Source organism: Ewingella americana ATCC 33852, assembly GCF_000735345.1.
Classification (GTDB): Bacteria; Pseudomonadota; Gammaproteobacteria; order Enterobacterales; family Enterobacteriaceae; genus Ewingella; species Ewingella americana.
The window spans coordinates 38,700-51,392 of the sequence record NZ_JMPJ01000047.1; the positions used below are offsets into that span (position 1 = coordinate 38,700).

The following is a 12,693-nucleotide window of genomic DNA, read 5'->3' on the forward strand; positions in this document are numbered from 1 at the left end:
CTCCTCGCGAAAAGGTAGTCTGAACGTAAATTAGTGTCATCGTCAGTCGCCTTTTCGGAGTGGTTCATGTCTTTCAAATTCAGCCTCCCTGCTGGCTCCGCCTTACCTTTATTGGTGGCGGGCGCTTTCTTCATGGAGAACCTAGACGCCACGGTGATTGTCACCGCTCTGCCGCAAATGGCGCAGGCGTTTGGGGTACACCCGGTCGATATGAATATCGGCGTTTCGGCCTATATACTGACTACCACGGTGTTTATTCCGGCCAGCGGCTGGATTGCCAATCGCTTCGGGACGCGCAAAGTTTTCTCGATGGCTATCGTGCTTTTTGCGCTGGCGTCGATCCTCTGCTCGGTCAGTACCAGTCTCGCCACCTTTACTGCCGCCCGCATGCTGCAAGGTTTTTCCGGCGCGCTGATGGTGCCGGTTGGGCGTCTGGTGGTGCTGAGAAATACCTCCAAATCTGATTTGATTCGCGCCATCGCCACGATCACCTGGCCGGGTCTGGTCGCGCCCATTATCGGCCCGCCGCTGGGTGGTTTTATTACCACTTTTGCCTCTTGGCACTGGATTTTCATCATCAATGTGCCGCTCTCTGTGGTGGCGCTCTACTTTAGTCAGAAGCTGGTTCCGGCGCTGCCGGGCGAGAAAGGCGTGCCCTTCGATTGGCTGGGATTTGTGCTGACAGGCGCGGCCTGTCTGGGCCTGATGTTTGGTCTGGATCTGTTTAATCAGCAAGGCGTGAGCTGGTTGCCGATTGCCTGCGTAGTGGGAAGTATTCTGCTGGGAGCCTTAACCGTGCTGCACTCCATCCGCACGCCTTTCCCGCTGCTGCCAATGGTGGCGATGAAGATAAAAAGTTACGCCGTCACTATTTATGGCGGATCGCTGTTCCGTATCGCCATCGGCGCCCTGCCTTTCTTGCTGCCGCTGATGTTCCAGTTAGGCTATGGCATGAGCGCTTTTGATGCCGGTCTGCTGGTGCTGGCGGTGTTTGCCGGAAATCTGGCAATGAAGCCTTTTACCTCGGCCATTTTGCATCGTTTTAAGTTCCGCTCGGTGATGCTGGTCAATGGCATTCTCAATAGCCTGACCATTTTTGCCTGTGCGCTGCTGACACCTGAAGTGCCGACCTCGCTGACCTTGTTGCTACTGTTCGCCAGCGGCATGACGCGTTCCATGCAATTCACCGCCCTGAATACGCTGACATTCTCCCAAGTGCCGAGTGAGCAAATGGGCGGCGCGAACACTTTGGCGAATACCGTGCAGCAGCTCTCCACAGGTCTGGGTATCACCATCGGCGCGCTGTCACTGCGCGTGGCGGAACATTTCCAGACTGACGCGGGCAGCACGGTTCACCTTGAGCAGTTCCACGTGGCGTTTATTATTATCGGGCTGTTCTCGCTGGTCGGCACGCTGAATAACCTCTCCCTTAGCCCAACCGCCGGGGATGAAATTCGCCGTAAAAAAGCGCCGCCGAGTTCTGCCCCCGCTGGCGGAAAATAATGGCTTTAGCGCACTGCCGATTTCGCTTCATTTATGTTAATACTGTGTGCAGCTTCACATTTTAATGCGTGATAACTATTGAGGATTATTGGGATGATTATTTTTGTAACAGGCGCAACCGCTGGTTTTGGCGCTGAAATTGCCCGTAAATTTGTTAAAGCAGGTCATCAGGTTATCGCCTCCGGACGCCGTAAAGAGCGTCTGGCCGATTTGAAATCTGAGCTGGGCGATGCGCTGTACGTGGTGCAGTTAGACGTGACCAACCGCGCCTCTGTTGGCGAAGCGATCGCCGCGCTGCCTGCCGAATGGCGCAACATTGACGTGCTAGTCAACAATGCCGGTTTGGCGCTGGGTCTGGAAAAAGCCGACAAAGCCGATCTGGATGACTGGGAAAACATGATTGATACCAACGCCAAAGGCTTGGTGTACATGACCCGCGCGGTGCTGCCGGGCATGGTTGAGCGCAACGTGGGCCACATCATCAACATCGGATCCACTGCCGGTAACTGGCCTTATGCCGGTGGCAACGTTTATGGCGCGACCAAGGCTTTCGTTCGCCAATTCAGCTACAACCTGCGTTCAGACCTGCATGGCACACACGTTCGCGTGACTAACATTGAGCCGGGCCTGTGCGGTGGGACTGAGTTCTCCAATGTGCGTTTTAAAGGTGATGACGAGAAAGTCAGCAAAACCTACGACAACACCAACCCACTGACCGCGGCCGACGTGGCTGAGTCGGTGTTCTGGGTCTCTACGCTGCCAGCGCACGTCAACATCAATAGCATCGAAATGATGCCCGTCAGCCAGTCTCTGGCAGGCTTGCAGGTGCATCGCGAAGAGTAATTTTTGCGAGCTGGAAAGCAAAAAAGCGCCGATGGGCGCTTTTTTTATATCTGAAACAACCTAACTGGCTTTCCAGCCCGAGACAATGATCAGCATCCCCGCCAAGGCCACGCAGGCACCCAGCCAGTCGGTATGACTTAATTTCACGCCATCGACAAAACGTAACCACAAAAGCGCGGTCATAATATAGACTCCGCCGTAAGCTGCATAAACACGGCCACTGGCCGCCGGATGCAGGGTGAGCAACCAGGCAAACGCCGCGAGACTCAGCGCGGCGGGAAACAGCAGCCAGATACTTCCGCCCTTTCTTAACCACAGATAAGGCAGGAAGCAGCCAATGATTTCAGCCAGCGCGGTGACAAAAAACAGTATTGAAGTTTTGAGCATGGCGTAAGTTTACAGTCCATAGTTCAATCAGTAATAAACCACTCGACCGTCAAAGAGTGACGTTCGTGGTCGCAATGGTATAATTTATTTATTCGCCTGAGCGATGTGTAAACCTATAAGGAAGAGCTAATGAATACAATGTTTATGACCCAAATGACCCGCCGGTTGTTGCCGGTTGCCCTGTTGGTCATGGCGGCAAGTTGGCAGGTTTCTGCACAGGCCGCAAATACCAACTGTTCCGGCGGTACCTGCGTGTTTAGCGGTACAGGCAATGACGCGCTGAATAACGAAGCGGCGCGCCAGAGCAAAGAGCAGTGGAATGACACCGAGCAGCTGCGTCATTCAATCAACCAACGTGCTACCAAGAGCTTCAACAAGTTCGATAAAGCCGTTGACGCGCGCGATGCCTGTGAAGCAAGCCAAAATCTGAATGCTTATTGGGAACCTAACACCGAGCGCTGTCTTGACCGCCGTACGGGTCGCGCCCTGTTAGCACCGTAAAGCAGAGTTAACAGCCCACGAGCGCAAAGGCCCCCCTTTGCGCTCAGGCTGCTAAACTTAGGTAGAAGATCTCTCTTTTACTTAATAATCATAAAAGGATTAGATGATGAAAAAAACCATGTTAGCCGGACTGGCCATTCTTGCCCTCGCCCCGTTAGCGGCTCAAGCCTCTTGCGACAGCGTCAAAGCCGATATCACCCAGAAGATCGTTGCTAACGGTTTGCCTGAAGCCAATTTTAAATTGGATATCGTGCCAAATGATCAAGCCGATCAAGCTGGCGGTCAGGTAGTAGGTCACTGCGAAAATGACACGCAGAAAATCGTCTATACCAAGACTTCCGATCGCATCGATGATAGTGCTAAGACTGGGACGAGTCAGGATGCGCCAGCACAGTAATTTGCGCTTTTAAAAGCTCGAAACTTAAGGTCAAGGTCGTGGGCTCGCCGCCCACACTGGCTGGAACCTTGCGTTGCCACGCAAACTGGTCTTTAAGGTCAAAACCGTGCGCTGCCGCCACACCGGCCTTAAGAGGCGCCTATCGCCGCGCCTCTTAAGAATCTCCGGCTCTTTACTGCGCGCTCCGCTCGTCGGGCGGACCTGTTTCAGATACACCTGTTCTCCACCGCAAAATGTCGCCGCTTAGGCGGTACCTTCGCTGCGGGTTCAAGCCTTGGGTCTTGAACCTCTTGCTCAGCGCCATTTTTGACTGCGGTTTTGAGGCATTTCGACCGTGCCGTTTCAGTAGATTTAACTTTGATCCTTTCCTATTTAGGGGAGGAGCAGAACAGTACTCCACTGGAACGGCACGGTGTAAATGCCAGTAGGTCGCGTTCAGAAGTGACGCCGAGCAAGAGGTGGAAAACCGCGTGGCTTTTTACGCGGGTTGGAATCCCGCAGCGAGGGAACCGCCTAAGCGGCGGCACTTCGCGACGAACACCGTGGTCGCTGGAACACGTCCATTCCAATCCTGCGCAGCCTCGATCTCACAGCAATAAAAAACGCAGGGTTCCAAGGGAGGCGCGTTTACGCCTCCCTTGGTCGGTGTGGGCCGACGCCCACGGTTTTGAATTTGAAATTGAACTTGAACTTGAACTTGAATTTAAAGATTCTAAAAGCAGCTCAGGCCTGCAGCCCCTCAAATCTGATAATCAATGACCACTTCTTCCTCTTGCGGCTGCGCGAAAGCCTTCTCCTTGATCTCATTCACCGACAAACGTGGGTTACACAACTCGATAAAACGCCACACATAGTTACGTTGTAACTGCGCCCTTTTCAACCCTAGCCACACGGTGTTGGCTTCGAACAGGTGTTCGGCGTTGATTAGCGTCAGGCCGCTGTCGCGCTCAACTTCAAAGGCTTTGTCGGCGACGATACCCACGCCCAGACCTAGCTCCACGTAGGTTTTAATCACGTCGGAGTCTTGCGCGCTTAACACGATGTCCGGGTTGAGGCCCGCGCGGTTAAAGGCTTCGTCAATGCGCGAACGGCCAGTGATGCCTTGACGATAAGTGATTAACGGCTGCTCGCTGAGGTGTTGCAAGGTCAACGGCTGCTGGTTAATCAGTGGATGATCGTTCGGTACCACCACCGAGTGATGCCAGCGGTAGTAAGGGAAAGCGGCGACGGCGGGATCGTTAATTAGCCTTTCGCTGGCGATACCAATGTCAGCCTGACCGCCAAGCAGCATGGCGAGCACTTCCTGCGGCGAGCCCTGCTGCAACTCAAGACGCACGCCAGGATAAATGGCGCGGAAAGCTTTGATCACCTTCGGCAGGCTGTAGCGCGCCTGCGTGTGGGTGGTGGCGATGGTCAGAACCCCGGCGTCTTCTTTCGAAAACACGTCGGCCAGACGGCGAATATTTTGCGCTTCATTCAGAATACGCTCGGCGACGGCCAGCAGCTCTTTGCCCGGCTCGGTCAATCCCAGCAGACGTTTACCGCGACGGATGAAAATTTCCACGCCCAGCTCATCTTCCAGTTCACGGATATGGCGGCTCACGCCCGACTGAGAAGTGAACAGGATGTTGGAAACTTCCGTCAGGTTGTAGTTGCATCTCGCCGACTCGCGAATGATTTTTAGCTGTTGGAAATTCACCGTTTTCTGCCTCTTGAAGTTCGTAAATGTTCGTAAATCTTTTTTTGCGTAGCACTATTGTTACGGCCTGTTGCTGCGCAGGACAAATACGAAAAAACGGTTACTTATGCTTTTTCCGACTAAAGAAACAAAAAACGCCGGAAACCGGCGTTAAGCAAGAGAGGCTGATGTCATTCAGGCGCGGACGGGAGTCAGTACCGGCGTGCCGCCAAAATGGGCCTGTAGATTTTCGATCACCAGCGTCATCATATTGTTCATCGCCTCGGGTGAGCGACCGCCGATGTGCGGTGTGATCACCAGATTGGTCAGCGGGATGATCTCTGCCGGGACCTTCGGCTCGCCGTCGATAACATCCAACGCCGCGCCGGCGATTTCACGCTGCGACAGGCTGTCCACCAAGGCTTGGGTGTCTACCACGCTGCCACGTGAGATGTTGATTAAGAAGCCCTTCTCGCCCAGCGCGCGCAATACTGAGGCATCTACCAGCTTGGCGGTGCCTTGACCGCCCGGCGTCGAGACGACCAAATAATCGGCCCACTCGGCCAAGGCGTGCAGGCTGTCAAAATAGCGCCACAGGCTGTCTGTCAACGGGTTGCGGTTATGGTAGCCCACCGCCATGTCGAAGCCACCGGCGCAGCGGCGGGCGATCTGCTCGCCGATATTCCCCAGCCCCAAAATACCCAGTTTCTTGCCAAACATGCCGCCAACGTCAGTACCGGCGCGGGTCCAGTCACTGCGGCGCACTTTCGCATCCATCTGTGGGATTTGGCGGGTGATCGCCAGCATCAGCGCCAGAGTATGGTCAGCCACCGACGAGCTATTAGTGCCGGGGCCGTGAGTCACCACGATGCCGCGCTGCTTGGCGGCGGCCACGTCAACTAACTCATAGCCCACGCCCTGCGCACAGATAATTTCCAGATTCGGCAATTTATCCATCTCTTCGCCCGTCAGCCCGATGGTGCCAATGGTCAGCACGGCGCGGATTTTTTCAGCCACGGCGGGGTCGAGATCTGCCCGGCTTTCCGGGGTCATGGCGTAGTGCAGTTCAAAGCCTGCGGCGGCAAAACGTTCTGGATAACCGGCTTCGAGGGGGACATGACATAGCAACGGGACACTCATGATAGCTCCTGATTAAACAACGAATATTGGCTCAAAGATGTTTCAACTTATGGTTTTGACTATCGGCGAATGGCGCAACCTTGTACAGCCAATAAGCGCATTATCAGGGGCTTAAAAGGTAAAAAATTGCATCAAGGTCTACACTCAATCAAGGCTTCGTGCACACGGCTTTATCTGCCGCTGATGTTCTTCGCTCAATTTTCCTTCAGGTTTTATTCTGATTTCCCTGTTCAGGAGTGACGTTAAGAATGGCAAAAAAAGCACCCCATAAATCCACAACTTCCGCCGAAACCCCAGCAGCCAAGCCCTCCACCGCGCCTCACAAGCAAGTGAATGTCGCGGTCGACGACGGCGGCGTCCGAATTATTCATCCTTATAGCGACGGTGAAATCGTCAAAAGTTTCGACTCGGCGCACAAGACGCGAGTGCGCGAGGGGCTGCCCGTGCCTTTAGGTGCAACTTGGGACGGTTTGGGGGTCAACTTCGCCCTATTCTCTGCTAATGCCACCAAAGTCGAGCTGTGCTTGTTCAACGATCAGGGCGAGCAGTATGACGTCATTGAGCTGCCGGAATATACCGATGAAGTCTGGCACGGCTATTTGCCCGACGCCCGCCCCGGCCTGCTGTATGCCTACCGAGTGCACGGGCCTTATGACCCGCACAACGGCCACCGTTTTAACCCGGCCAAATTGCTGCTCGATCCTTATGCGAAGCAGATTGTCGGCGAGTTGAAATGGGACGATGCGCTGTTCGCCTACGACATGCAGAGCGACAAAAAGGACCTGCACCTCGACAACCGCGACAGCGCCGAATTTTTGCCGAAGTGCCGCGTGATTGACCCTGCCTTCTCTTGGGCGAGGTCGCGCAAGAACCATATTCCGTGGGAAGAGACGCTGATTTATGAAACTCACGTGCGCGGCTACACCATGCGCCATCCGGCGGTGCCTGAGCATCTGCGCGGGACCTTCTCGGGCCTGAGCACCCCGCAAATCGTCGATTACATTAAGTCTCTAGGCGTGACCTCGGTCGAGCTGATGCCAATCCACGCCTTTACCGACGACCGGCACTTGCAGGAAAAAGGGTTGCACAACTTCTGGGGCTACAACACCCTGAGTTTCTTCGCGCCGCACCCGCAATACATGGCGACCCACACGGTCAATGAATTCAAGCAGATGATCGCCACCCTGCACGCGGCGGGCATTGAGGTGATTCTGGACGTGGTCTACAACCACACGGCGGAAGGCAACGAGCTTGGCCCGACCCTCTCCTTCAAAGGAATAGATAACGCCAGCTACTACCGCCTGATGCCGGACAACAAGCGTTATTACATCAATGACACCGGCACTGGCAATACCCTGAACCTGAGCCATCCGCGCGTGCTACAAATGGTGACCGACTCCCTGCGCTATTGGGCGACCGAGATGCAGGTGGACGGTTTTCGCTTCGACTTGGCGACTATTCTGGGACGTGAAAGCTACGGCTTTGATGAAGGCTGTGGCTTCCTCGACACCTGCCGTCAGGACCCGGTACTTAGCCAGTGCAAACTGATTGCCGAGCCTTGGGACTGCGGCCCCGGCGGTTATCAGGTAGGCGGCTTCCCGCCGGGCTGGACCGAGTGGAATGACCGATTCCGTGACTCAGTGCGTAAGTTCTGGCGTGGCGACGAAAGCCAACTGGCGCAGTTCGCCACCCGCCTCTCTGGCTCCGCCGACCTGTTCAACCATCGCGGCCGTAAGCCTTACGCCTCGGTAAACTTCATTACCGCCCACGACGGCTTCACCCTCAATGATTTAGTCTCCTATGAGAATAAACATAACCGAGCCAACGGCGAGGATGGCAAAGATGGCAGCGATAACAATATCTCCGCCAACTACGGGGTTGAAGGACCGACCGATGACCCGGCGATTAATGAACTGAGACTGCGGCAGATGCGCAATATGCTGGCGACGCTGCTGTTCTCACAGGGCACGCCGATGCTGCTGGCAGGCGATGAGTTCGCCCGCTCGCAAAACGGCAACAACAACGCCTACTGTCAGGATACCGACATCGCGTGGGTGAACTGGAATATCGAAGATAAAGGCAAGTCGATGATCTTGTTCACTTATCGGCTGATTGCCCTGAGAAAGCGCTTCCCCATTTTGCACCGTGGGCGCTTCTTGACTGGGGCAGTGCATGAAAAGCTGAATGTGAAGGATGTGAGCTGGTTCCAGCCGCGCGGCGAGGAGATGACCGACGAAGCTTGGGCCGATCCTCATGCCAAAAGCATCGCTATGCTGCTTGATGGCCGCGCACAGCCTACCGGCCTGCTGCGCTACGGTTCATTAAGCACCGTGTTGCTACTGTTCAATGCATCTCATGAGGAAGTGGTGTTTACCCTGCCATCGGTGGCCCACGGCGAGAGCTGGCGGCACATCTTTGATACCTTCCAGCCGGATGATGTCAATGAGCACAACTTTGATTTCGGTCGGGAGTACATCTGTCCGTCACGCACCGTGGCGCTGTTTGAGCTGTTAAGCGCTGGGAAGCACTCGGCGTAAGACTTTAGGTGAGAGCATCAGGGCGCGAGTCAGCCGATTCGCGCCCTCTTTTTTTGGCTTTACTTGCCGCTCATGGCACCGCGCAGCGACTGGCGCGCCTTAGCCAGCGCCAACTCTCGGCCAATAGACGCCATGCCGACGCCTTCGGCAGTGATCACTTCGACGTCATTCATGCCCATCAGCGCCAGAATCGACACCAAATAAGTTTCTTGGAAGTCGTGTAACTGCCCGGCTGCTGATGAATAAACCCCACCACGCGATGAAGCGATATAAACTTTTTTATCAGAGATGAGGCCTTTCACGCCTGCTGAGGTATAGGTGAAGGTGATGCCTTTTTGCGAAATTTGGTCAATCCAGGCTTTGAGGTTACTGGAAATCGAATGGTTGTACATTGGCGCGCCAATCACGATGACGTCGCTGGCCATCACCTCTTCGATGGATTGATAAATGCCGTCGATTTCCTGTTGCAGCTCAGGAGTGATTGCCGTCTCTTGGGTGTCGTGGAACATGGTCATCGCCTCCGCCGATAAGTGTGGCGGCGGCGTGACGCCTAAATCGCGATAGTGCACGGTGGCGTTGGGATTAAGTTCCAACAGTTCAGCGACGATAAAGGCCGACAGCTCGCGACTGACGGAGGTTCCAACATACGGGCTGGAATCAATATGTAAAATTTTCATGCTGCTGCCTTAAATCAGAAAAAGTGAATCGGCGCAGTTTAGTCGTTGTCGTAAAATGATGAAATACGCATAATGGCAACTTATCGTTGTGAAAAAAGGACGATGCTGTGCAAGAAGATCTGAACGATATGGCTTACTTCGCTGCCGTGGTGCAGTATCAGGGTTTCACCGCCGCCGGGCGAATGATCGGGGTGTCGAAATCGGTACTGAGCCGCCGTATTGAGGCGCTGGAAGCCCGTTTAGGCGTGCGGCTGTTGAATCGCACCTCGCGACACTTCTCGGTGACCGACGTCGGCATGCGCTATGCCCAAGAGTGCCGAAAGCTGCTTGAACTGGCACAGGATGCCCGTCAGGTGATCGACCAAGCCCAGCAATTTCCGCAAGGTTTTCTGCGCATCACCGCCCCGGTGATGATGGCCGAAGTGGTTATCGCGCCGATTGTCAGCCGTTTTCTCCAGCTTTATCCGCAAGTTACCTGTGAAGTGCTGGGGATGAACAGCCGCGTGGACCTGCTGGAGGAGAATGTGGATGTGGCGATCCGCACCCACGAAGTGCCGCTGGAGGACTCTTCGCTTTATCGTCGCCCTCTGGGTCAATTGAGAAATCTGCTGGTTGCCAGCCCCGAGTTTATCGCCCAGTGCGCAGTGCCGCCGAGTATCGACACCCTTGAACAGCTGCCGGTGCTGACGCGCCACTCCGCTTCGTCACGCAGCGAATGGCGGCTGCATCATGCCGAATTGGGCAGCCGAAGCGTGCAAGTGCAGGCACGTCTGCGCAGCAATAACCTGATGGTGGTCATGCAAGCGGCGATAGACGGTCTGGGGGTTGCGCTGATTTCGGAACACGCCTGCCACGATGCGCTGGCCGAGGGGAAACTGGAGCTGGTGATGCCAGATTGGCACACCGCGCCGTCGTACATTTCGGCGCTGTATGCCAATAAGAGAGGTCAATCGTCCGCCCTGCGCGCCTTTCTCGACTATTTGAGTCAGGCGATGGGTGCGGAGTGATTGTTGCAGGTTTAGTTTGGTTTTGACTTTGTTCCTCCCTTTCAGGAGGGGGCTAGGTGGGGTGTGGGGTGGTTGCATTGAGCATGATTCAAACCACTCCTCATCCCAACCTTCTCCTCTGAGAGGAGAAGGAGTAAACCCGCAACCTCAACTACTCAGGCTCACGCAAATACGCCTTAAACTGCGGGGTCATATGCACTTCGAAGCCTTCCGGGGTTTTAGTGATCAAATACACCGCCAGATGCTCCTTCTCGGCCAAGGCCATGGCCTTTTTGGTGCCGAGCACCATCAGCCCGGTGTCCCAACCGTCGGCTTCTAGCGCGGTAGAAGCAATAACCGTGGCGGAAACCAGCTTATGGGTGATTGGATGGCCGGTCGCCGGGTCGATAATGTGCGAAAGGCGCTTACCGTCCAGCTCATAATAGTTGCGATAACTGCCCGAGGTGCTGATACCCATGCCTTGTAAATCCACAATGGCCTGCACTTCATTGTCTTTGTCAGTCGGCTTCTGAATCGCCACCTGCCAAGGATTGCCCTTTGGATTATGCCCGCGAGACACTACCGCGCCGCCGACGGACACCAGATAGTTGCTGATGCCGTTAGCTTCAATCAAACGCGCCAAATGGTCTGTTGCGTAGCCTTCGCCGACGGTGGACAGGTCGACATACATGTTTGGCATATCTTTTTGCAGATACTGGCCGTCACTCTGCTGAATCACTTTCAGATGCTGTAAACCAATCTCCTGACGCGCGGCGGCAATTTGCTCATCGGTCGGCGTTTTGGTTGGCTGCTTTTGCGGGCCAAAGCCCCACAAATTAACCAACGGGCCGACGGTGATATCCATTTCGCCGCCAGTTTTCTGCCCGATACGCAGCGAGGTCACAATGGCGTCAGCCATCCCGGCGCTGATGGGCTGTGGCGCGGTACCCAAATATTGGTTAAAGCGTGAGAGCACCGAGTCTTCTTTATAGGTCGACATCTCGTGGTCGTCTTCCGCCAGCTGCGCCTCAATCTGCTTACGCAGCTCTGGCTCGCGGCTCTTATCCACGCCAAGTAGGCTGACCCGGTAGAAAGTCCCCATGGTTTTGCCGTCAATCACCAGTGCATCTTTTGATGAATTAGTGACGTTGTCACAGGATGAGAGCAGAGTGACTCCGGCAATAACCCCTGCCAGACTCAGTGCCAGCGAGAGTGAGGAACGCTTAAAATGGAACATGTAATTGACTCGCTAAAAAAACAAACCGCCTGCAGAGCAAGCGGTGAAAGTGTTTGCACAGTACGACATGTCACTTAAACAAGAAATTAACGGCTGCGTTTCGCATGGCGTTCCCAGTTCTCTTGTTTGGCCTGCGCGGTTTTCTTCAGCGCGACATAACAGGCCCCGGCCCCGCCGTCTCGCTGTAGCGCGACGCTAAACGCCTGCACTTCATCGAGCTGCTTCAGCCATTTGGCGACATAACTTCTGACAATGTTGGTATGGCTTTCATCATCGCGACCCCGGCCATGGATAATCAGCAGCGTACGCAAACTGTGGGTTTGAGATTCGCAGAAGAAGTTAAATAACTCCTGACGACAGGTTTCGACCGGCTTTCTGAGCAAATTTAAACTGGCTTCTAACGGATATTTCCCCGCCCGCAGTTTGTCCAGCACGCCCTGCTGCACGCCGCTCTGCTTGTACTCCAACGGCTCATCAACAGGCAGGATATCCAGAAAGCCAGTGGTGAAGGTGTTTTCAGGTCGCTCAGGTTGGCTTTCCGCGCTGCCTTTGGCCGCCGGATGCCCGCTACTTTTGAGGTAAACCACGCGTTTATCGCTTGCCAGCGGCCTGACATCGGCCATTTCCTGACTGAAGAGTTGATCATCATCTTTCATCTAAACGCCCTCCCGTTACGCCTCTAGTTTACCTATTTTTGCTCGCAGAAACAGTCCCGCGCCGGGCCAGCAACAGGTCGGTTTGGGCTGCTGAAACCTTTCTCCCCTGACCTCGCGCCCCGGCCCTTCGCCCAGTGAATCTGAATTTTCC

General features: G+C 54.8%; 12 protein-coding genes. 6 read left to right on the top strand and 6 right to left on the bottom strand.

All coding sequences use genetic code 11. The features are described from left to right. The first annotated feature begins 66 nt into the window (after positions 1-66). Both GEAM_RS08425 and ydfG read left to right on the top strand, forming a co-directional pair. Positions 67-1,503, top strand: coding sequence for an MFS transporter (locus GEAM_RS08425; RefSeq protein WP_034790492.1), 1,437 nt, complete (start codon positions 67-69; stop codon positions 1,501-1,503). Positions 1,504-1,596: 93 nt separating this feature from the next. Continuing rightward, on the top strand, positions 1,597-2,346 hold the full coding sequence (gene ydfG / locus GEAM_RS08430) for a bifunctional NADP-dependent 3-hydroxy acid dehydrogenase/3-hydroxypropionate dehydrogenase YdfG (RefSeq protein WP_034790494.1): 750 nt from the start codon (positions 1,597-1,599) through the stop codon (positions 2,344-2,346). 60 nt (positions 2,347-2,406) lie between these two features. Here the strand turns inward: ydfG and GEAM_RS08435 are convergent, their stop codons facing one another. After that, positions 2,407-2,733, bottom strand: coding sequence for a YnfA family protein (locus GEAM_RS08435; protein ID WP_034790496.1), 327 nt, complete (start codon positions 2,731-2,733; stop codon positions 2,407-2,409). 129 nt (positions 2,734-2,862) lie between these two features. Between GEAM_RS08435 and GEAM_RS08440 the strand changes: the two genes are divergently transcribed. Then, entirely contained in the window at positions 2,863-3,234 is a 372-nt protein-coding gene (locus GEAM_RS08440) for a DUF1283 family protein (protein ID WP_034790499.1), read from the top strand. A gap of 106 nt (positions 3,235-3,340) precedes the next feature. Beyond that, the gene (locus GEAM_RS08445; RefSeq protein WP_034790501.1) at positions 3,341-3,631 is read left to right on the top strand and encodes a DUF1161 domain-containing protein; all 291 of its coding nucleotides are present in this window, start codon (positions 3,341-3,343) and stop codon (positions 3,629-3,631) included. 739 nt (positions 3,632-4,370) lie between these two features. On the opposite strand, the gene cbl is transcribed toward GEAM_RS08445, so the two are convergent. Both cbl and GEAM_RS08455 read right to left on the bottom strand, forming a co-directional pair. After that, a complete protein-coding gene (gene cbl / locus GEAM_RS08450; protein WP_034790503.1) occupies positions 4,371-5,330 on the bottom strand; it encodes an HTH-type transcriptional regulator Cbl in 960 nt (319 codons plus the stop codon). Between the two features lie 174 nt (positions 5,331-5,504). Then, positions 5,505-6,449 carry a 2-hydroxyacid dehydrogenase gene (locus GEAM_RS08455; RefSeq protein WP_034790505.1) on the bottom strand — a complete coding sequence of 315 codons (945 nt, stop codon included), beginning with the start codon at positions 6,447-6,449 and terminating at the stop codon, positions 5,505-5,507. Between the two features lie 248 nt (positions 6,450-6,697). On the opposite strand from GEAM_RS08455, the gene glgX reads away from it, so the two are divergent. Then, a complete protein-coding gene (glgX, locus tag GEAM_RS08460; protein WP_034790507.1) occupies positions 6,698-8,986 on the top strand; it encodes a glycogen debranching protein GlgX in 2,289 nt (762 codons plus the stop codon). Positions 8,987-9,045: 59 nt separating this feature from the next. On the opposite strand, the gene GEAM_RS08465 is transcribed toward glgX, so the two are convergent. Beyond that, positions 9,046-9,663 (bottom strand): FMN-dependent NADH-azoreductase, encoded by a 618-nt coding sequence (locus GEAM_RS08465; RefSeq protein ID WP_034790509.1) that lies wholly within the window; start codon positions 9,661-9,663, stop codon positions 9,046-9,048. Positions 9,664-9,770: 107 nt separating this feature from the next. Here GEAM_RS08465 and GEAM_RS08470 point away from each other — a divergent pair, with 107 nt between their 5' ends. After that, positions 9,771-10,670, top strand: a complete 900-nt coding sequence (locus tag GEAM_RS08470; RefSeq protein WP_084674086.1) for a LysR substrate-binding domain-containing protein — start codon at positions 9,771-9,773, stop codon at positions 10,668-10,670. A gap of 151 nt (positions 10,671-10,821) precedes the next feature. On the opposite strand, the gene apbE is transcribed toward GEAM_RS08470, so the two are convergent. Next, complete coding sequence (gene apbE / locus GEAM_RS08475) at positions 10,822-11,886, bottom strand: FAD:protein FMN transferase ApbE (RefSeq protein WP_051899453.1); 1,065 nt, start codon at positions 11,884-11,886, stop codon at positions 10,822-10,824. Positions 11,887-11,972: 86 nt separating this feature from the next. Then, entirely contained in the window at positions 11,973-12,542 is a 570-nt protein-coding gene (gene smrA / locus GEAM_RS08480; protein ID WP_034790511.1) for a DNA endonuclease SmrA, read from the bottom strand. Positions 12,543-12,693 lie beyond the last annotated feature (151 nt).